Annotated in this window: 21 protein-coding genes; 8 read left to right on the top strand and 13 right to left on the bottom strand. The window is 60.1% G+C overall.

Translation table 11 applies throughout. From position 1 onward, the window contains the following. Window positions 1-54: 54 nt before the first annotated feature. From QZ501_RS04525 to QZ501_RS04505, 5 genes are all read right to left on the bottom strand, one after another. Window positions 55-324, bottom strand: a complete 270-nt coding sequence (locus QZ501_RS04525; RefSeq protein ID WP_295717555.1) for a CDGSH iron-sulfur domain-containing protein — start codon at window positions 322-324, stop codon at window positions 55-57. 209 nt (window positions 325-533) lie between these two features. Further along, on the bottom strand, window positions 534-1,682 hold the full coding sequence (locus QZ501_RS04520) for an OmpA family protein (RefSeq protein ID WP_295717554.1): 1,149 nt from the start codon (window positions 1,680-1,682) through the stop codon (window positions 534-536). A gap of 77 nt (window positions 1,683-1,759) precedes the next feature. After that, a complete protein-coding gene (locus QZ501_RS04515; RefSeq protein ID WP_295717551.1) occupies window positions 1,760-3,106 on the bottom strand; it encodes a hypothetical protein in 1,347 nt (448 codons plus the stop codon). A gap of 136 nt (window positions 3,107-3,242) precedes the next feature. Then, the gene (locus tag QZ501_RS04510; protein ID WP_151439224.1) at window positions 3,243-3,569 is read right to left on the bottom strand and encodes a hypothetical protein; all 327 of its coding nucleotides are present in this window, start codon (window positions 3,567-3,569) and stop codon (window positions 3,243-3,245) included. A gap of 225 nt (window positions 3,570-3,794) precedes the next feature. Then, entirely contained in the window at window positions 3,795-4,352 is a 558-nt protein-coding gene (locus QZ501_RS04505; RefSeq protein ID WP_151439225.1) for a YetF domain-containing protein, read from the bottom strand. Between the two features lie 170 nt (window positions 4,353-4,522). On the opposite strand from QZ501_RS04505, the gene QZ501_RS04500 reads away from it, so the two are divergent. After that, window positions 4,523-5,935, top strand: a complete 1,413-nt coding sequence (locus tag QZ501_RS04500) for a wax ester/triacylglycerol synthase family O-acyltransferase (RefSeq protein ID WP_295717545.1) — start codon at window positions 4,523-4,525, stop codon at window positions 5,933-5,935. A 45-nt stretch (window positions 5,936-5,980) separates the two neighbouring features. Here the strand turns inward: QZ501_RS04500 and QZ501_RS04495 are convergent, their stop codons facing one another. Both QZ501_RS04495 and QZ501_RS04490 read right to left on the bottom strand, forming a co-directional pair. Then, on the bottom strand, window positions 5,981-6,706 hold the full coding sequence (locus QZ501_RS04495; protein WP_151439227.1) for an NYN domain-containing protein: 726 nt from the start codon (window positions 6,704-6,706) through the stop codon (window positions 5,981-5,983). A 77-nt stretch (window positions 6,707-6,783) separates the two neighbouring features. Then, a complete protein-coding gene (locus tag QZ501_RS04490; RefSeq protein WP_295717541.1) occupies window positions 6,784-8,235 on the bottom strand; it encodes a DUF3336 domain-containing protein in 1,452 nt (483 codons plus the stop codon). Window positions 8,236-8,390: 155 nt separating this feature from the next. Here QZ501_RS04490 and arfB point away from each other — a divergent pair, with 155 nt between their 5' ends. Then, the gene (gene arfB, locus QZ501_RS04485) at window positions 8,391-8,804 is read left to right on the top strand and encodes an alternative ribosome rescue aminoacyl-tRNA hydrolase ArfB (RefSeq protein ID WP_160899504.1); all 414 of its coding nucleotides are present in this window, start codon (window positions 8,391-8,393) and stop codon (window positions 8,802-8,804) included. Between the two features lie 201 nt (window positions 8,805-9,005). Here the strand turns inward: arfB and QZ501_RS04480 are convergent, their stop codons facing one another. Continuing rightward, window positions 9,006-9,731: an NYN domain-containing protein gene (locus QZ501_RS04480; protein WP_160899503.1), complete on the bottom strand. Its 726-nt coding sequence runs from the start codon at window positions 9,729-9,731 to the stop codon at window positions 9,006-9,008. Window positions 9,732-9,790: 59 nt separating this feature from the next. Then, complete coding sequence (locus QZ501_RS04475; protein WP_295717537.1) at window positions 9,791-10,717, bottom strand: isoaspartyl peptidase/L-asparaginase; 927 nt, start codon at window positions 10,715-10,717, stop codon at window positions 9,791-9,793. Between the two features lie 190 nt (window positions 10,718-10,907). Here QZ501_RS04475 and QZ501_RS04470 point away from each other — a divergent pair, with 190 nt between their 5' ends. Together QZ501_RS04470 and cphA are read left to right on the top strand one after the other, a co-directional pair. Continuing rightward, window positions 10,908-11,768 (top strand): cyanophycinase, encoded by an 861-nt coding sequence (locus QZ501_RS04470; RefSeq protein ID WP_151439230.1) that lies wholly within the window; start codon window positions 10,908-10,910, stop codon window positions 11,766-11,768. Further along, window positions 11,755-14,406 (top strand): cyanophycin synthetase, encoded by a 2,652-nt coding sequence (cphA, locus tag QZ501_RS04465; protein ID WP_295717532.1) that lies wholly within the window; start codon window positions 11,755-11,757, stop codon window positions 14,404-14,406. The genes QZ501_RS04470 and cphA overlap by 14 nt, the downstream gene beginning before the upstream one ends. A gap of 239 nt (window positions 14,407-14,645) precedes the next feature. On the opposite strand, the gene QZ501_RS04460 is transcribed toward cphA, so the two are convergent. Beyond that, window positions 14,646-15,110 carry an isoprenylcysteine carboxylmethyltransferase family protein gene (locus tag QZ501_RS04460; protein ID WP_295717530.1) on the bottom strand — a complete coding sequence of 155 codons (465 nt, stop codon included), beginning with the start codon at window positions 15,108-15,110 and terminating at the stop codon, window positions 14,646-14,648. Window positions 15,111-15,194: 84 nt separating this feature from the next. Between QZ501_RS04460 and QZ501_RS04455 the strand changes: the two genes are divergently transcribed. After that, window positions 15,195-15,632, top strand: coding sequence for a DUF4174 domain-containing protein (locus tag QZ501_RS04455; protein WP_295717527.1), 438 nt, complete (start codon window positions 15,195-15,197; stop codon window positions 15,630-15,632). Window positions 15,633-15,685: 53 nt separating this feature from the next. Here QZ501_RS04455 and QZ501_RS04450 read toward each other — a convergent pair whose 3' ends face one another. After that, a complete protein-coding gene (locus QZ501_RS04450) occupies window positions 15,686-16,252 on the bottom strand; it encodes a hypothetical protein (RefSeq protein ID WP_295717526.1) in 567 nt (188 codons plus the stop codon). Between the two features lie 124 nt (window positions 16,253-16,376). On the opposite strand from QZ501_RS04450, the gene QZ501_RS04445 reads away from it, so the two are divergent. Next, the gene (locus tag QZ501_RS04445) at window positions 16,377-17,165 is read left to right on the top strand and encodes a cobalamin-binding protein (RefSeq protein ID WP_295717524.1); all 789 of its coding nucleotides are present in this window, start codon (window positions 16,377-16,379) and stop codon (window positions 17,163-17,165) included. Between the two features lie 91 nt (window positions 17,166-17,256). On the opposite strand, the gene QZ501_RS04440 is transcribed toward QZ501_RS04445, so the two are convergent. Both QZ501_RS04440 and QZ501_RS04435 read right to left on the bottom strand, forming a co-directional pair. Then, a complete protein-coding gene (locus QZ501_RS04440) occupies window positions 17,257-17,640 on the bottom strand; it encodes a PAS domain-containing protein (protein ID WP_295717522.1) in 384 nt (127 codons plus the stop codon). Between the two features lie 388 nt (window positions 17,641-18,028). Beyond that, the gene (locus QZ501_RS04435; protein WP_295717520.1) at window positions 18,029-18,430 is read right to left on the bottom strand and encodes a hypothetical protein; all 402 of its coding nucleotides are present in this window, start codon (window positions 18,428-18,430) and stop codon (window positions 18,029-18,031) included. Between the two features lie 150 nt (window positions 18,431-18,580). On the opposite strand from QZ501_RS04435, the gene QZ501_RS04430 reads away from it, so the two are divergent. Continuing rightward, window positions 18,581-19,603: a hypothetical protein gene (locus QZ501_RS04430; RefSeq protein WP_295717518.1), complete on the top strand. Its 1,023-nt coding sequence runs from the start codon at window positions 18,581-18,583 to the stop codon at window positions 19,601-19,603. Between the two features lie 5 nt (window positions 19,604-19,608). Further along, window positions 19,609-19,977 (top strand): hypothetical protein, encoded by a 369-nt coding sequence (locus QZ501_RS04425; RefSeq protein ID WP_160899494.1) that lies wholly within the window; start codon window positions 19,609-19,611, stop codon window positions 19,975-19,977. Window positions 19,978-20,012 lie beyond the last annotated feature (35 nt).

Genomic DNA, 20,012 nt, shown 5'->3' with positions numbered 1-20,012 from the left:
AAAAGCCGGGGGTGGCATGAGCCGCCCCCGGCTTTTCTGTTTCAGGGCCCCCGGTCAGGGCGCTTCGGCGCCTACATCCTCCGGACCAAACCGCTTGTGGGTGCCATCGCAGTAGGGCGCGTTGCTGGTGTGCTTGCAGCAGCACAGCGCCGCATCACCACTTTCCTTAGGGGTGAACTTCTCGGGTGTAATGCCTGTGCCTTTGTGGGAACCATCGCAGAATGGCTGGCTTTCAGACCGGCCACAGGCGCAGAACATGTAGCTCTCGCCAGCCGTAAGGCTGACCTTCATCGGCTTGTTATCCGCAACAACGGGTTGGGTCATGGTAATCCTCTCTTCTTCTCTGGGTTTCAGGGCAGCTCCGTGCACCTTCTGTGTAACGCGTACGAACGCATGCCGTCCAGAGGTCATCACGGCGTCGTCTGCTGGTGGTAGAGAATGGTCAGAAGGAAGGGACGAGGAGGAGGGAGCAGGAACGGGAGCCGGCTGGGCCGGCTCCCGGGGGTCATCCAGGGATGCGGTGGAAACGCCGCTTACTGCTGGACTTCCCGGCTGGCTTCCAGAACGGATTCCACACGGCGATTCCTGGCACGGCCTTCAGCGGTGTCGTTGTCAGCAACCGGCTGCGATTCACCGTAGCCTTCAGCACTCACCCGCTCCGCGTCGATGCCCATTTCCTCCACGAGGATCTGCTTGACGGCTTCCGCGCGGCGCTGGGAAAGGGCCCGGTTGGACTCTGCGTTGCCAACACTGTCTGTGTGGCCTTCCAGTACCAGGGTACTTTCAGGGAACTCACGCATGGCTTCGGCCACGTCGCGGATCTCCGGCAGGGAACCCTCAGTGACGTTGGCGCTGGCGGTCTCAAAGCGCACATTGAGAGTCTCGCGCACGCTTTCCTTGAGCGTTTCGTGGCAGCCCTGATCATTGACCTTCGCGCCTTCCGGCGTGTCCGGGCACTGATCGTTGCGGTTGGTTACGCCGTCATTGTCGGAGTCGCGCTCAATGGCGCAGCCCGCGTCATTCACCGGGGTGCCGGCGGGTGTGTCAGGGCAGTCGTCACGGCTGTCGGGGACGCCGTCATTGTCCGAGTCCTGCGGCTTGGCGGGCTCCTGCTGCGGGGTCGGAGCCGGTTCGTCACCGCCGGTGCCAAAGGCGTAGTTCACACCCAGATAGACCTGCGTATCCTGGCGGCTGTTATCAAGGATGAAGTCGTGGCGCGCGCCCACATCGATGAAAACATTGCTTGCGACCGCACGCTGAACGCCCACACCGATGCCGGTCAGGGTTTCAGTGTCGTCGCTGCCATTGGCGGAAAACTCATGGTGCCCGACGGCAATCCCGGCATAGGGCTCGAACCCGGCCAGGTCAAAGCTGCCAAAATGGCGGCGGCCCTCGATCACTGCGGTGTCGAGATCTGTCTCACCGCTGCCCTGTTCCGCGTCCAGCTCGCCAGTCTCATACAGTGCCTGTACGGACCAGTCGGACTGGAAGCGGTAGCCGATCTGGAGACCGGGCAGCAGGGCACTGTCGAGATCCGAGCTGTCCTGGCGCTGGCCGTTGGTGTCATGGAAGAACTGGGTGCCATGGATGCCCAGGTAGGCGTATTCTTCTGGCAGCTCCGGGGTCGCTGCTACTGCTCCGGTAGCTGTCATCAGCATGAGGCCGGCAATGGCTTTTTTCATCGGTATCTGTGTCCTATGGTTGAATGATGCCTTTGCAGTCTATCAACCGTTAAACGGATCACAAAATGTAACCGGCGCTACCAGATCCGGCTACCGCCCTCACCGCCGGAACTGATGGAAAGCAGCACCTGGTAATCATCCAGGGAACCGCCGCGATTGAGGCGGGATTCGTACCGGTCAGCGCTGAAGCTGAGGTTAACATCCAGGCCCGTACGGTTGTGGGTGGGGGCGAGCGCCTGCCACTGCAGTTCACCGCCCAGGTACTGCCGACGCCTGTCCCGGATCTGCAGGGAGTCCACCGGTTCACGGGTGCGGCTCAGCTTGAACGTGTTGCGGTACACGAGTTCGTCCGGGATCAGCCAGGCGTCCGCAGTGAGGCGGAACAGACTCTGTTGGCCCGTCATATCCAGACTCCCGTATTCCCGGTGCTCGAACTCACCGTAAGGCTGCAGGCTGAGCCAGCCCCAGGGGGAAAGGGTGAGACCCGCAAAGAGTTCGTTGCCATGGCTGGTGACCCTGTGCGGGCCATAGCTCTCCTTGAGCTGACGGTAGCTGTAGCCCAGGGAACCGTTGTCAAAGGGGGTCAGGTTGAGAAATACCCGCCGGGAGGAGCGGGCGCCTGTCATGGACAGGTTACCAGGCGTATGGAAAGCGTCGCCCACGTGCTTTGCCTCCGCACCGAACTCCCAGCCAAGGAACGGCAGGTGCGTCTCCGGACGGTACCGGAGGGCTACCGTGTGTGCGGTATCCGAGACCTTGTGGTCCGGGCGCTGGTCAAGAGCGGAGCGCCGGCTGATGGCCCGTTCCAGGGTCAGGCGCAGCCGGTTGTCGTCCCAGCCACTCTGAATGCCGACCGAGTACCCCTGCTGGTGCATCGCCCGGGAATTCCGGGAGCCGGCCACATAGCCCGCCCAGAAGGTTGTATCGGAGCCGGCGATGGGCAGTGTCGCTTCCCAGACACCCCCGGTATACCAGGGAGTATCGCCGGAAAGCTGCATCTCACGGACGGTATCGGGTGCTTCGCCAGCGCTGACAGCAAAAACCGAAAGATTGCTGTTCAGCGGCTCCAGTTCGCTTGTGGCGGAGAGCCCCCAGTCCGTATCCCCGTCAAAGAGAAGTCCCTGTCTGGCCGCCTGGTGGTGACCAAACTGGATACTCAGGTTGTCCATGCGGCTTGAGAAAAGGAAACGATCAAGGTTCAGCTTTGTTCTGGATTCTGTCTGGGCGTGGCCCTTATCCGGCGCATCTGCCGGGTCCAGCGCCCCATCCATCGTCAAGCTGAAGTTCCATTGCTTGAGGCCGCCCAGCCCCAGATCGCCGTGCGAGGCATTGAGGTTCAGCTCTCTTGGCTCCCCGGCCCACGCAAAAGCCGTGGCCACCATCAGGAGCGCGATCAGGGTTGTGGCTGTGGTTTTCCGTATCATCAACAGCGCGCAGCGACCGGGAAGTGGGCTGGCATCGAGCCAACAAAGTTAGAGAGAGTATAAACTATATCCCGGAGATCGTTGATTACGAAATACAATTCGCTACAGACGGTAAGATTGTGAAGGGAATGGATACTTAATCAGAGAAATAGTCCTGCATCCAGTCAAATAATGTATCCGCGCCCACTTCGGTCAGGGGGATACTCCGGAAGGGACCGCCGGGCTCCTCGTCCAGTCCAATGAACTCAAACAGCAGGGTGCCGGGCTGCTCATCGTGAAGGATCAGCACAATCCGCCGGCGTGTGCGCAGGCAGTCAATGGTCATCACGTCCGCAGGGATGCCGCTGTTGCGCATGCCCTGGCGGACTTCCACGACCGGGTTGATGTGTTCATGCGCCTGCTGGATCCGGGCATGGGCCTCGCTGGCCAGGTCGGACAGGGTCTTGAGGGGATCTTCGGACATTGAGATACCTTAATGGCAGACATTTCGGTCAGCGTAGCAGAACGATGTAATCTGCATTGTAAGGCAAAGCGCTGGTGCGTAATCGGAAAACAGCAACAGAAGAGGAGGTGTGCCGTGTTTGATTCTGAGATTCCCCCCTTGGAAATGCTGATCCGGCTTTCGGCCGCAGTCGGGCTGGCGTTGCTTCTGGGGCTTGAGCGCGAGGTCATCAAGGGAGGCTGATCGTCAGGTCCTCCCCTCGAGCCTCGATCCGGAATAGTCCCGCACATTCCCAAGAATCCAGGAATCGGGCGCCGGGGCGGTTCCGTGGCCCCGCAGGACATGGACCGTCCCGGTGCCCTCCATGATCACCGCTTCCACATCGGCGGGATCAATCACGTTGGCCTTGCGCAGCTGGCAGCGCAGGTCGTCCTCCGTCACACGGGCCACTTGCATATTCTCGTGTAGAAGCTCTCCGCCCGGGCCCATCAGCAGGATCGGGTCATTATCGAAGGTCCTGCGGGTTGCCTCGTTACGGCGGCGCAGCCGTGACACGACCAGTTGCAGGCCGTAGAGCGTGGCTGCCGCCGTCATTCCCTGCAGCAGGGGCGGATCGGTGGAGACGACAGATGTTGCGAGCAATGAGCCGATGGCGATGGTGACCGCCACGTCGAAGGCGGACATCTGGGCAAAGCTGCGCACGCCGGACCAGCGGGCGAGGAGCAGGATGGTGACGTACATCCCGGTTGAACTGAGTACGACGCCCAGCAGGGGCACAGGCGTACTTGCGAACCACTCATTCATGAGGTGTCATCCTTATTCGGCTGTGTCGGTCAGATGGGCCATCATAAATCGGGCGCGGTCATTTTCTCGATGATTGAGCCAGCTCAACATTTGCCGCCATCAACAGGCCTATAATCGAAGCCAGGGAGCCGGTGAAGCGCATCGGTTACAGCGCAGCGGGAGCGTTGGTGATGGGTGAAGCACGGGAACAGATGACGGCGGTTGATACGGCCTGGTGGCACATGGAGAGTGAAGATAACCCCATGATGATCACGGGGGTACTGGTTCTGGATCGCCAGGTGGACATCCAGGCGTTCCGGGAACTGCTGGAACAGCGGCTGCTGCGCTACAGCCGGTTTTCCCAGCGTGTTACTGAGGATGACGGCAGGGCTTTCTGGGAAGAGGATCCGCATTTTTCCCTGGATAACCATCTCCATCATATAGCGCTCGCGGAGCCGTGTGATCAGCAGGCACTCCAGGATCTCGTGGGGGACCTCGCCAGCACCCCACTGGACGTCCGGCATCCCCTCTGGCAGTTCCATCTTGTGGACCATTACGAGGATGGCGCGGCCATTGTGGCACGTCTGCACCACTGCATCGCGGACGGGCTCGCGCTGGTCCAGGTGCTCATGTCCCTGGCCAGTGAAGGAAGGCTTCCTGAAGCAGAACATGTGGACCAGCTGCCCGCTGGTGGTCTGGTCAGATCCCTGACCGGATCCATGCGACGAATAGCTCAGCAGGGCGTTCACCTGGGTCATGAACTGTTCGAGGAGGGTATGGAGCTCGCTCGCCACCCTGAGCATGTCACGCACTGGTTCGAGGAAGGCCGGGCGATTGTCGGGGAAGTGGCTCATCTTGGACTGATGCCGCGGGACCCGAGCACTCACCTGCATGCCGAACTGTCGGGGCGTAAGCGCGTAGCCTGGGCTGATCCCCTGCCGCTGGCGCGGGTCAAGGAGCTTGCGCATCAGCTGGAGGGCACGGTCAACGATGTTCTGGTGGCTGCTGTTACCGGTGCGCTCAGGCGGTATCTGAGCGAGGCGGACCGATACATCAAAGGGAATATCCATGTCACTATTCCCTTCAACCTGCGCCCGAAAGATCAGCCCGTTAAGTCTCTGGGCAACCACTTTGGTCTTGTGCTGGTTGAGTTACCCCTTGATGAGCCGGATGCCATAAAGCGTTTCAAAAAGGTGAAAAAGGCACTGTCGGAGATCAAGAATTCCCAGCAGCCACGGGCAACTTTTGGCCTGCTGGAACTGTTTGGCTACGGTCCCGCGGCTCTGGAGAAATTCGCTCTCAACACGCTCAGCGACAAATCGTCACTGGTTTTGACCAATGTGCCGGGCCCGCGGTCGCCTCTCAGCATTGCCGGGGCTCGAATCCTGCAACCGCTTGTCTGGGTGCCCCAGTCCGGCCACCTCGGGGTGGGGCTCAGTATCCTCAGCTACGCTGGAACCGTGCAGTTCGGCCTCATCTCGGATGACAACATGGTGCATGCACCGAATCGGGTCGTGCGGTACTTCGTTGAAAGCTTTCAAGAGCTCTATGAACAGAGTTTCGGCAACATGGGGCAGAGCCATGCCACCCCGAATCTCAAGTGATACCGCTCCGTTGGCTCTGGCGACGGAGTGGGCCCCGGACGGGCGTCAGGCGGTGGCCTTCACGTAAATGTGGGTGATCGGGGAGTCCGGCTGTGGCTTCCTCTCATCCACGGTAATATAGTCCAGTGACTTCATGAGCTGCCCCAGCTTTTCATACCCGTAATTGCGTGAGTCGAACGAGGGGTACTTCTTGTTGAGGTAGGAGCCCACCCCGGAAAGCGGTGCCCAGCCATCGTCCTTTGAAACGGTGTTTACCGCCGGAATGAGAATGTTCCGGAGATCACTGGTCTGTTCCGCATCGACGGGCTGCGGCTCGTCAGCGCTGTTGCGGCTTTTCAGTATCTCGGTGTAGATGAACTTGTCGCAGGCGGAGACGAAGGGTTCCGGCGTCTTGCGTTCACCAAAGCCGTACACCGTGAGCCCTGACTCCCGGATCCGTGTTGCCAGCCTTGTGAAATCACTGTCCGATGAGATCAGGCAGAACCCGTCGAGCTTGCCTTCATGCAGCAGGTCCATGGCGTCGATGATCAGTGCGGAGTCCGTCGCATTCTTACCTACCGTGTAACTGAACTGCTGGACCGGCTGGATGGCATGCTTGTGCAGATGCTCCTTCCAGCCCTTGAGGTTGGTTGTGGTCCAGTCGCCGTAGGCGCGCTTAACGCTGGCAACGCCGAAACGTGCGACTTCCGCGAGCAGTTCGGCGCAAAGGGAGGCCTGGGCGTTGTCCGCGTCGATCATGACAGCGAGGCGCTGGTTTTCGGTATCAGCCATTGGCGGTCCTGGTAAGGTGTGTCCATTGGAACGAAGGATAGTTGCGCGGATCATAGCATCCGGCAGGGAGTGCTGATCTACTGTTGTCGCAACTTTGCCTGAAGCCGCGCTATGCAGTCGGTGAATATCCGGCTGACCCGGGTCTGGTCGCGGATCATCGGGATGCGTGGCCAGGTGGCGCGCTCGCCCATCCGGATGTACAGGGCCAGATCCTGTTCATCCGGGTTGGACAACACCTTGCGGTAAAGGCCGGGCTGAGCGGGGAACTGGATATTGATATCGCCCAGGTAGGGCTGAGTGGCCACCGAGTGGGCCTGATCCAGCAACGGCCGCAACAGTGAACGGGACCATACATTGCGGCTGACCTGAAGGGATGTGGCCAGTTGTGCCTTCAGCACGGACGTGGTCGCCTGCTTGAGCGAGGCCCTGGCGCCACTGTTCTCATGATGGTTGATGAAAGGCAGTACATGGGGATTGGCCTGGCTGACAATGGTGCGATTGACGTTGTTCAGCCGCGCCATGCGCATCAGCGGCAGGTCCCCGTGAACACTGCCGTCAATCCAGCGCTCGGTGCCCATGTAGGGCTTTTCCGCGCTGCGCTCGCCGTTGGGATCCCGCGCCCGGAGTGTTACCGGCGGATAGATCCCCGGCACCGCACAGGAGGCCAGAACGGCGGAGGAAACCAGTACGTCCGGAGCCGCCAGTGCATTGAGAAGTCGTGGCTTCTGCCGGGTGCGGGTGGGTGAGACGGAAATATTCAGAGTGCGCCCGCTGTGTTCGGCCGCTTCCCGGAAACTCATGTCGCCGACATTGCTCCGGATGTGGTGCAGCAGCTGCTGCGGGTCCATGAGATGGCGGTGTCGCCAGATCTGACCGGGTTCCAGCCACCGGAAGGCCTCCAGGTGGATGTAGCCGGGCTCATAGAACAGCCGTTCCAGCTCCTGATTGTTCCGGGAGCACACGCCACCGGCAACAATCGCGCCCATGCTCGAGCCCGCAATAACTCCAGGGAGAAGGCCCTGTTCCCAGAGGGCACGTGCAACGCCGATGTGATAGATGCCGAAAGCAGCACCGCCACTGAGCAGCAGCGCCGGCCGCCCGAATACCCGCTCGGCCTCCTGGAAAAGCTGCAGCTTGTGCGCCTCGGAAACGCCCGGCATGGGGTGGTCGCAGATGAAGTTCATGGCGTTTTCCACTTCATCCAGGAATTCCGTGGCCAGTTTTGTGGTGCCCGTGCGGGCCACGCTATAGAGCTCGGGGTTGGACAGTTCCCCCAGATGCCGGTAAAGACTTTCCTGGAGAACCCGGTTCAGCGCCGCCACATCGCCTTTTTTACGGTGAACGCGCATGGCGTAGAGGTGCTCGCGGATCAGCTTTTCATGCAGAAGATCCGAGCCCGGCCCTTCACGCCAGTCCAGCAGGCCCTCGGCTTCGTCCAGGGCCTCCGCGGCGGCGAACCATTGGTCGTAGGTTTCAGCGCGGGCCAGTTGTTTCTGCAGCTGTCTGTGATGGGTACTGGTTCTGGGCATCTTTGCTTACAATGAACGGCGTTGTGGCAACCACTGATGACGGTTGTCTGAATGGGTGGTGCTTCCAGTCAACGCATTATGCCACAAGCTCCTGGATTTCCTCGTAGATGGCCACGGCCGGACGCCGGTCAGCGCCCGCGGCAGATGATGTTGTTATGCTCAGAATATCGAACACCGTTGAAATCGCTGACTGGGAGATCGAATTCACCCAGATCCGTGCCCAGGGGGCGGGTGGCCAGAACGTCAACAAGGTTGCCTCGGCGGTGCACCTGCGTTTTGACATCCCCAACTCCAGCCTGCCGCCGTTCTATAAGGAACGGCTGATGGCGCTCTCCGACCAGCGCATCAGTAAGGAGGGCGTGGTGATCATCAAGGCACAGTCCCACCGCACCCTTGAGCTGAATAAAGACGACGCGATGCAGCGCCTGAAGACGCTGATCCAGGGCGCCGTGAAGCAACAGAAGGTGCGCCGGCCCACCAGACCGACCAGGTCAGCGCGGCGACGCCGCGTTGACAGTAAGACGCGGAAAGGCAAAACCAAGGCTCTGAGGGGCAAAGTCGACCCTTGATGGTGGGGGGCGCTGGCCGATCCCGTCGCCATGGCGATCTCCTGGCGCGTTGGGGGGAGGAATTCATACTGTTGTTGCAGGAAACAACGGAGGCGGAAACCCGGACGAAGTCCAGAGTCGCAACCAGGTCTCCGTGGGTCGCACGTCGGACGGGCTGCACCTTTCCTCCACACCGCTTACCGCCTGAAGATGGGCGTAGCGTCAGGCGGTGGCCTTCACGAAGATGTGGGTGATCGGAGAGTCCGGCTGGGGCCTTCGCTCATCCACCGAAATGTAGTCGAGTGACTTCATCAGTTGCCCGAGCTTCTGGTACCCATAGTTGCGCGAGTCGAACGATGGGTATTTCTTGTTGAGGTAATCGCCCACTCCGGAAAGCGGCGCCCAGCCATCGTCCTTCGAGACCGTGTTCACGGCCGGAATCAGGATATCCCGCAGGTCGCTGGTCTGCTCGGCATCGACTGGTTGCGGCTCATCCACATCGGTCCGGTTTTTCAGGATCTCCGTGTAGATGAACTTGTCGCAGGCCGAGACGAAAGGCTCCGGCGTTTTGCGCTCACCGAACCCGTACACGGTCAGCCCCGATTCTCGGATCCGTGTGGCGAGGCGCGTGAAATCGCTGTCCGATGAGACCAGGCAGAAGCCATCCAGCTTGCCTTCGTGGAGCAGGTCCATGGCATCAATGATCAGCGCGGAGTCCGTCGCGTTCTTGCCCGTGGTGTAGCTGAACTGCTGAACCGGCTGGATCGCGTGCTTGTGCAGGTGTTCCTTCCAGCCCTTGAGGTTGGTGGTGGTCCAGTCGCCGTAGGCGCGCTTCACGCTGGCAACGCCGAACCGCGCCACTTCCGCCAGCAGTTCGGGGCAGAGCGAGGCTTGGGCGTTGTCCGCATCAATCATCACGGCGAGGCGGTCGTTGTCGTTTTCAGCCACGGGGGTTCCTCTGGAATTGGGGGAAGATGGGGAAACTATAGCTGATATGGCCGGGAACCTCAGTAAATGGCTGTTTTTCGACCGTCCCCTTCGACGCTCCAGCCGCGATACATGCCCTCGCAGTTGAAGGGCGTCGTGATGGCACCGTTGCGGTCCAGCGCGATGATGCCTCCGGTTCCGTTGAGGGCTGTGAGCTCGGTCATGATGACGTCCTCGGCGGCGCGTTCCAGTGACACGCTGGTGAGCCGCATGCGGGCGTCGATCTCATGGGCGGCACACAGGCGTAAAAAGGCTTCGCCATCGCCGGTTGCGGATACCGCACAGGTGGCGTCGTCGGCATAGGTCCCGGCACCGATGACCGGGCTGTCGCCGACACGACCGGATCGCTTCGCCGTCATGCCGCCGGTGGAGGTCGCCGCTGCAAGATGGCCGTTCCGGTCGCGTGCGACAGCGCCGACGGTACCGTGACGGCGGGAGGGGTCATCGTCGAGCGTCCCTTCCGCTTCCATCTTCAGCGTTTCCTGCAATGCGTCCCACCGTTGCTGCGTGAAGAAATAGTCCTGCTCTTCGAAATCGAGCCCGGCGGTGCGTGCGACGGCAAGTGCGCCCTCGCCAATCATGAGAACGTGATCGGTGTGTTCGAGAACGCTACGGGCAGCCAATACTGGGTTCTTCGGCCCGAATATTCCGGCGACGGCACCCGCCTGGCGATTGCGGCCGTCCATCAGGGCGGCATCCATTTCCTGCTGCTCATTGCGCGTGAAGACGGCGCCGCGACCCGCATTGAAAAGCGGTTCGTTTTCAAGGGCGCACACCGCCTGCGTCACGGCGTCGAGCGCGGAGCCATCGGCGTCGAGAACGGCTTCACCCGCGCTCAACACCCGCTCCAGGGCGGCGTGATAGTCGGCCTCACGCTCTGGCGTCATTTGATCGCGATGCAAAACGCCCGCGCCGCCGTGAACTGCGAGACTGAAGCCGCCCATCATGTCGATTCTCCAGAAGGTTCAGGTTACCTGTTGCGCACTCGACACACGGAAGCCCCGGGATTGGATGATTCCCAGTCTGTGTCGGGGCTGCAGCGACAATGAGATTCAAGCACCGCCGGCAACCAGTGTGCTATACATAGAGATGTAAGATTCGGCGGACATCGTCATTTTGGGGTTTGGAGTGCAGTCAATGAGTACACCCGCCAAGAGTACCCCTGGAGGGCCGCTTGTCGCAATTGGCGGCGCGGAGGATAAGACCTCCGAGGCGGAGATACTGCGCCGTGTCCTGTCGTTGTCGAAAAAGGATGCGCCTGTGGTTGGCGTCATCACGACGGCGAGCAGCGTTCCCGACGATGTATTCGGTGAGTATCACGAGGTGTTTTCGGGCCTGGGCGCGTCGGAGGTTCTGGACATCCGGATCCGCGAGCGCAGCGACGCGGCGTCGGAACAATTCGTTGAAATGATCCGGAACTCGGACATTGTTTTCATCTCCGGCGGCGACCAGATGCGGCTGACGAACATTCTCGGCGGTTCTCCGGTTTTGGAGACGATCCGTGCGCAGCGTCAATCGGGCACCGTGATCGCGGGGACGAGCGCGGGGGCGGCCTGTCAGTCCCAGACGATGGTCTATGGCGGACCGGCCACCGATTCCCTGCGCAAGGGTGCGGTACAGATGGCCGCCGGCTTCGGTCTGGTTGATGGCATCATCATTGATACCCACTTCCTTGAGCGTGGACGCTTTTCGAGATTGATGGAAGTCGGCGCCACCAACCCCGAATACCTGGGCGTCGGCCTGGGCGAGGATGCGGCGGTCCTGTTCGAGGGCGATGTCATGCGGGCTTTCGGGCCCGGCCATGTCATTATCGTAGACAGTTCCCAGATATCAGGCTCGAATGTGTTCGAGCTTTCGGATGGTGAAGCAGTTACCGTACACAACGTCATCATGCACGCGCTGGTCGATGGTTATGGGTTTAACCTGAAAGACCGGCGGGTCCTGGGCCCTGACGAGCTCAGGGCGGCAGGTCTGGAGCACTGGATTGCGAATTCTTGAACACCGCGCTCTGCGCGGGCCGAATTACTACAGCCGCTATAAAACCATCTATATGCGGCTCGCTATCGACGAACTGGAAGAGCGGCCGAGCGACAAGGTTCCAGGGATAGCTGACAAGCTTGAGAGGCTGATTCCCAGCATCCACGATCATCGTTGCTCGGTCGGGGAACCAGGGGGCTTCCTGAAGCGGCTCAGGGATGGTACCTGGGCTGGGCATCTGGTCGAGCATCTGGCGATCGAGTTGCAAAATCTGGTTGGCTTTTCGGTCGGCTACGGAAAAACCATAGATAGCTATGACCCCGGAATCTACAACGTAGTCTATCGCTACCGGGACGAAGCCACAGGCCTCGCCGCGGGCGAGGCTGCGGTCGAGATCGCCCAGAAGCTCTACGACGGCGAGGACGTGGACCTCGATCCCACTATCGATCGTCTGAAAGAGGTTCGCGACGCCAATGCACTCGGACCCTCCACCGGATCGATCGTCAATGCCGCCAGGGCTCGAAGCATTCCGGCCTATAACCTTACCGAAGGCACCAGCTACACGCAGCTAGGCCATGGCGTCAAACAGCGGCGGTTCCAGGCGACGGTGACGGATTCATCCGGAATCATCGGCCACTCGATCGCGGATGACAAGCAGTGGACCAAGCAGATACTGGACAACGCCGGAGTCCCGGTGCCGCGCGGGCAAGCCTGTTATTCCTTCGAGGAGGCGCGAAGCGCGGCGGACTGGATCGGGTGGCCGGTCGTCACCAAACCACTGTCGGGCAATCATGGACGCGGCGTGACGACCGACATTACCTCCATCGAAGACCTGAAAGCCGGATATGAAGCGGCCTATGCGCATCATGAAACCGTGCTTGTGGAACGCTACATCAAGGGCGAGGACCACCGGATTCTGGTGATCGGCGGCAAACTCGTGGCCGCGGCCCGCCGTCGACCCGCTCATGTGACGGGCGATAGAACGAACACCATCCAGCAACTCATTGATATCGAGAATTCGGATCCGCGCCGTGGCGTGGGTCATGAAAACCTGCTGACCCAGATCCATGTGGACGAACAGACCCACCGGATGCTCGAGCAGGCGGGCTATACACTGGATACCGTGCTGCCGGAAGGCGGGATTGCGTTTCTGAAATCGACCGCCAATCTGTCAACGGGCGGTACTGCGACGGATCTGACCGACGACGTACACCCGGAAGTGCGGTTCACGATGGAACGGGTGGCCCGGCTTGTCGGGCTCGACGTGATCGGCATCGATCTTCTGGCCGAAAACCTGGTCTTGCCGCTGGACCAGCAGTCGGCCGGTGTCGTCGAAGTCAATGCCGGCCCGGGTTTCCGCATGCACATGGCGCCGACCCATGGCACGCCCCGTCCCGTCGGCGAGCATGTGGTGGATATGCTATTCCCCGACCCGACAAACAACGGCCGGATTCCGATAACCGCGATCACCGGTACCAACGGCAAGACAACGACGACGCGCCTGACCACGCATATTCTCCGCCAGGCAGGGCATTCCGTTGGCATGGGGTGTACCGGTACGGTCGAGATCGACAACCATGTCATCCTGCGTGGTGACTATTCCGGTCCCGGGGCAGCACAGGCCGTGCTTCAGGAGCCGACCGTCGAGCATGCCGTGCTCGAAGTCGCGCGTGGCGGCATCATGCGGCGCGGGCTGGGCTTTGACGAGAGCGATGTCGGCGTCCTGTTGAATATCGCCTCCGACCACCTGGGCGAGCGCGATATCCATACCCTGGATGAACTCGCCCGCTGCAAGACCGTCGTTGTCGATTCGGTAAAGAAGGAGGGCGGGTACTGCGTTCTCAACGCCGACGATCCACTGGTGATGGAGCACGGCACCTATTGGGCGCGCGGTGAAATCATATACTTCACCATGGATCCCGATCATCCGGAGCTGGGCGAGCACCTCAGTGACCACCGCATGGTGCTGTCCGTGAAGAACGGGAAGATCGTTCTGCTGAAAGGCAAGGTCACGGTCGACATCGTCGACGTCAACGATGTGCCGATCGCCTTCGAGGGCCATGCCCTATTCAACGTACAGAACGCGATGGCCGCGGCCGGGGCCGCCATCGGCCACGGGGTAGAGATCGATGACGTTCGTGCGGGGCTTCTGACCTTCCATCCGACACCGGCGCAGATGCCGGGCCGCACGAATTATTTCGAGGCGGATGGTGTGAAATGCCTGATCGACTACGGTCACAACGTCCCGGCGCTGGAGGCGCTTGAATCCCTGGTCAGGGGGCTGGCCACCAAGCGCCGGATCGGTGTCGCCACGGCACCGGGCAACCGGCGGGACGACGATCTACGGGCCCTGGGTGGGCAGCTCGCCAGTATGTGCGATCTTCTCTATGTCTATGAGACGGACGCCCGTGGGCGCGAGACCGGCGAGACGGCGAAGCTCATTCACAGTGGTGCCACGGATGCCGATTCGTCCGTTCAGGTGGAAACGATCCTGAGTGAACAGGAGGCAGTGGCAAAGGCCATTGCCGAGGCGGAGGAGGGGGATTTCCTGCTGCTTCTTGTCGATGACATCGAAGGCACGACGGAACGTCTCAAGGGTCGAAGCTTCCCGACACAGGCCGAGATCGCCTCTGGTTCAAGGCGTGAGCGCACGATCTGAGCTTCGAATGGAAAGCTGTAGCTTGCAATCGTCACAAGCATCGGCCCCTACCTTCTATGGTCATATCAACGGGATGCCCTGAAACCCTCCGGGCGCCTCAGGGCCGCATACAGCACGAGGACAAAGCAGGCCAGGACAAAAACCTTGTTAACGAACCAGTTGGTCCGCCAGATTGACCACTCCGGGTCGGCCAGGAAACGCGGACCATTAACCCCCTTCTCGAGCAACCAGGTTTTACATCAGATCCAGCGCCTTACCCGGGCGGCGTACTCGTCAAAGGGCTGGCCGAACAGCGCCCGCATGTGGCGTTCCTCCGGCAGGATCTGGAACCGGTTGATGTAGACAATGAATCCCGGGATAAGAAGCAGCGACAGGGCATTGGTCAGGTACAGGGCCCAGGCCAGCAGCACCACAACAAGCCCCAGGTACATCGGGTTGCGGCTGAAGCGGTAGATCCCGTGCTCCACCAGCTGGGCGGATTTCTGGGGCGTATGCGGATTGATCGTGGTACTGGCACGCCAGAACTGCAGGACACCAATCAGGGCAATGCCGAAACCAACCGCTGCCACCACAATCGCCAGCGTCGCTGAACGCGGGAATGGCAGGGCAGCGCCGGGCACCAGTCGCGCGACACCCCACATCAGCACAGCGACGGTCAGAGCAATCAGGGGTGGAGGGATTGTCAGTTCAAGTCCTTTCTTCATGAAGCCTCCTTCGCATGAGCCTATCGTAAACCTGAATCTCCTCCAAGCGTATAACTGAAGAGGTTTGCAGAGGGAAATAGCGGGATGAAATGGTTAAACGAGGTGATCAGTCGGCCGGCCGTTCTGGCTCTCAGTTTACTCTGGTTTGGCCCAGTCATTGCGGGAGAACAGGGGATGCGTTCACTTTCGGATTTCCAATGGCGTAACCGGCTGATTCTCGTTGAAGGTGCCAATGAGCCCGATCAGCGTGTTGAGACCCTAAGGCGCTATGCTGCAGGTATCGATGATCGGGACATCGTTTGGTTGGTCGTCGGGGATCAGGGCATCCAGTCGAATCTGGAGGAGCCGGGCAGGGATCTGCAGCGGGATGTCCGCAAAACGCTCGACGCACAGCCGGAAAACGTAAGCGTTGTTCTGATCGGCAAGGATGGCGGGATTAAGCAGCGGAGCCAGGGTCTGGATGTTGCCGGGATCTTTGCGTTGATCGACACAATGCCAATGCGCCAAAGGGGAATGCGCTGAACCGGCTCAGCCATCGCTCCGGTGCGTGCTCATAAGCGATATCACGCGCTGTCTCAGTGTCGTATGTCGATGATGAGCTGCGGTGGACCACTCAGCTCACTGACCCGATAGCGGTTCGGCGACTCGACGCCCAGGACCCATGTCACGACAGCCTCAAAGTCGCACGTCAGCTCCAGCTCGGAGAGCACGGGCAGGTTCAGCATACGCTCCCGCTCGGCAATCGTGGGCTCGCCTTCGCTGGTGTGCGCATTTGCCGGGTACATCCGGATCTCGAGCCAGCCATCGCCGGCCATCTGTGTGGTCCTGCCGGACCCGCACTTTCTTACCGGTTGGTCGATGTACTCCAGGTGGTAGCCCGGTACCCGCTCGTCGAACTCGAAAACAACCCGGTCGAAGCCGTCATGGGTGCCTGTACGGACGGCGACAAGGGTCGCGGCGGGCGCTTCGGCCTGCGGCCGGTCGATAATGCCAGCCGTCCACTCTGAAGCTTGGGCGGCACCTTGCTCAGCTTCGGCCTGAGGCGAATCGGACCGCTCGTTTACAGCATCAGACGTGCATCCGGCCAGAACTGCAGTGAGGATCAAAGCCATTGCCGTAGAGGGGTTTTGGGTTCTTGCCATTCCTTGTCTTCAACCGGGTGTTCAGGAAGTCCCCATAAGTGTAGTTTGAGGCGCATTCAAAGCGAGTGAACAACAGGAGTTCGTTACATGCAAACTATTGTGATGGAGCGCCGGAACTGAGCCTATGGATTACCCAAAGCGCATTGTCTGCCTGACTGAGGAAACCACTGAAACGCTCTACGCCATTGGTGCCGAAGACCGCATTGTTGGTATATCCGGCTTTACCGTGCGCCCCGAACGGGCGCGGCAGGAGAAACCAAAAGTCTCCGCTTTCACTTCCGCCAAGATTGGGCGGATTCTTGAGCTGGAGCCGGATCTGGTGCTGGGATTTTCGGACATGCAGGCGGATATCGCCGCCGAACTGGTACGCGCCGGGGTCGCCGTACACATCTTCAACCACCGCACTGTCGCCGGCATTTTCTCCATGATCCGCACCCTCGGCGGCATGCTCGGCCTGCATGACCACACCGAACCCTACGCGGATGAACTGGCGTCACGAGTGGAGGCGATACGGGCGAAGCAGGCTCAGGGGCCACGTCCGCGTGTTTATTTCGAAGAGTGGGGCGACCCGATGATTACGGGCATTGGCTGGGTCTCGGAGCTCATCCATATCGCCGGTGGCGAAGACGTCTTTCCCGAGCGGGCCGCGGAGCCAGGTGCCAGGGAGCGTATTATCGAAGACCCCAATGAGGTTGTGGCGTGCCAGCCGGACCTCATTATCGGCTCCTGGTGTGGCCGCAAATTCCGCCCGGAACAGGTGGCGGAACGACCGGGCTGGGATGCCATTCCCGCCGTTGCCAACAACGCGCTTTACGAAGTGAAGTCACCATTGATTCTGCAGCCGGGGCCTGCTGCGCTCACGGATGGGCTGGATGCACTCTGTGAGCTGATTGATCGGCACCGGGAGGTGTAGAAGAGCTGCGAGGAACGCCGGAACCGAGAGGTTCCGGCGTTACTTTTGAAGGAACTTCCGGAGGAAATACAGGTCGCGGTCAAAACCGCAGTTACTTTGCGGCTCGCTGTACCGCGACGTAATGGGTGACTTCTCCTCCATCCAGTACCGGCGTCACGATCCATTCGATGGTGAATGGCGAACCGTCCTTACGGTAGTTGATCGTACTGCCGTGGAAGGTCCGGTAGTTCTTCAGGTCATCGGCCAGGCGATCCGTAACCGCCTTTTCCGTTTCCGAACCCTGCAGCAGGCCCGGCGTCTTCCCCAGAACCTCCTCGGCCGAATAGCCCGTCAGTTCCGTGAACGCCTCGTTGACATACACCACCACTGAATCCTTATGGTCATTGGCGGCTTCCGTTACCATCACCGAATCAAAGCTGATGTCGGCAAGGGCTCTGAAAAGAGGGAAGTGCAGGGCTTCTTTGGGATCACTCATACAGTACCTTAGGCTCTTCGAGCCATTTTGGTTAATCTAAGGAAATGTACGAATGCGGATTGGTGCTGTATCACCAGCAACTATGCTAGCGAACTCTCTCTCGTAATAACGTTTTGGCTTTGCGGCGTACCGGAGCGCAGCGTAGGTGCGGCTGCCAACAGCCAGTGGTTATGGGAGTAGAGTGCCAGACCGAAGCTGGCGTCAGGGAAGGGCAGCGACGGCAATGAGGCTGGAAGATACCGGCCCTGCTGGTAACCGTCATCAAAGTCAGAAAGAAACCTCGACATGGCCGCCACCACAACCGAGTATTCGACGGTTCAGGTCGTCTTCCGATAATCCGAACATCGCCCGGTACTCATAAAAGACTGGCCCCATGGGACTACATTGGCTAATTCCAAGTCGGACTCTCCCTGGACTGTAGCGTGAGGGGCTTGCTTCCCCAGACCTGTACAAGGGTAAATGTGAACTGAACGCGGTCCGGATCATTCACCGCCTGCTCGACGCCGCTGATCAAGCGATCAAGCTCTCGCGCCGTTGTGAGTCCCGCGTCGAGCATTCTCTCGCGCATTGCCCTGGCGCCAATCAGGGGCATGCGCATATACGGGTGCCGGTCCTGCACCGCCTGGACAGATGTCCGGATCTGCACATCCTCCAGGCCACACGCCCTGAACATATGGACCGTCCGGCGACCGATGTTGATGTCGCCACGCAAAGCGAATGTTTGCTCCAGAAGATCCGGATCGGAGTCAAAGCCCAGGACCGATCCGGAGTTACCCGCACGGCGCGACATTGGGCCCAGGATACCGGCACCGCCACAGCCCATGTCGGCACAGGCCCATTCTGAACCAACGTAATCGTTCGCTGGACAGCGCTCTGTTGCTCTGGGTAGCATTCTGCCCAAGAGAAGGAGTTTGAAGCCACCTCTAGGGAGAGAGTATTCATGCCGGAAATCAGATTTGCCCGTTCAACCCGCCGTCCCAGTGACATCGTTGGCGATGACCCCGATACCCTGAAACAGTTCTGCGTTGCCAATGGGGTGGGGGAGCACGCATTCCTTGCTGAAGGGCGCGCTTATTCGTTGGATGCCGGGGATGCCAAGACACGGTCTATTGTGCGAAGCATCAACAGTCTGCCGCTCGCCGAGCGCAAGAACGCCGCCAACGCCACCGCTTCTATGGGCGATGGCGTCCATACGCTATCGGCCTTTGCCGAAGAACATCTTTCCTTTTTCGACCTGAAGGCCATCAACAGCGCTGTTAATGGAGGCTCCGGTGCCGCCTATGCGCGGTTGAGCGGTTTCCAGAAAGCAGTTGCCGACTATCAGAAAAAGCTGATGGAACTTCAGGACTCCTATCGCCGTCATTCCGGACCTGGACGAGGAGCCTACCTTGCGAAGATTCGCCAACAGATAGGTCAGGCCTACCAGAATCTTGAAAGCCAGTACCGTGCGGAGTTGAACCGCTTTGCGCCGGAAGCGTTCCGGGCCAAGAACAAAGGGGGTGCCCTGAGTAGTGCCGGGCGGGGGATCCGGCTTGCCGAACGCAGTGCCAGCCCGGCCACGCCCGATCCCCGCCTGAATGTGGCAGACACCATTCAAGCTGACCGTATGGCGAAACTGGCGAAAGGTTTCAATTATCTTGGAAACGCGGCGGTGGCAGTGGATGGTGCCTTCCGTGTCGGCAAGGTTAAGGCGACCTATGATGCAGGTGGTAATTGGCTGAAAGAGAGTTCCCGGCAGATGACCGGTTTTGGGTTTGGCGGTGCGGCAGGGATAGCCGCAGGCAAGGCTACCGTGATGGGCGGAACTACACTCGCGGCTAGCATCGGTTTGACAGCTGCCGGGCCCGTAGGTCTGGCAGTAGTGGGAGTTATTATTGTATCCGGAGCTCTGGTCGGTATCGGGATTGGATACTATTTCGATCAGATGGGGAAAAATCTAGCCGATTTGCTCTGGGACTGGTAATCGAGATGATCTTTCTGGAGTCCGCCAAAAACCTGTTTCTTTTGATCCTGGGATGCTCTTTCATACCCCTTGCGGTGGCGTGGGTCACCTTCGCGCGAGTTTCCATGGCCCGTATCGAAAAGGCCATGAAACGGGATGGTCTGGATCGCCCCTGCCCTTGGGATGGGGTAGGAGGTCGAGTCGTGTGGTATGCCTGTGCCATTGGTCTGCCCATCGGCCCCTGGAATCCGGTTAATGACCCCTTGGTCGATGTGCCCCTGCTACGACAGTACGCCAGACCTGTGGACCGCAAACTGGGCCTGGCGTTTGTTGTCGCAGCGGGTACTTTCCTCGCCATTGGCATCTTCGGCATTTTTGTATTCGATTTTTCTTAACGAAAACGCTCAGGCGCAGAAAAGAGCCACGCTCT

Origin of the sequence: uncultured Halovibrio sp., from assembly GCF_913056445.1 — a bacterium.
In the GTDB taxonomy this organism is placed as follows: domain Bacteria; phylum Pseudomonadota; class Gammaproteobacteria; order Pseudomonadales; family Oleiphilaceae; genus Halospina; species Halospina utahensis_B.
This window is presented reverse-complemented; position numbering and strand designations above follow the sequence as displayed.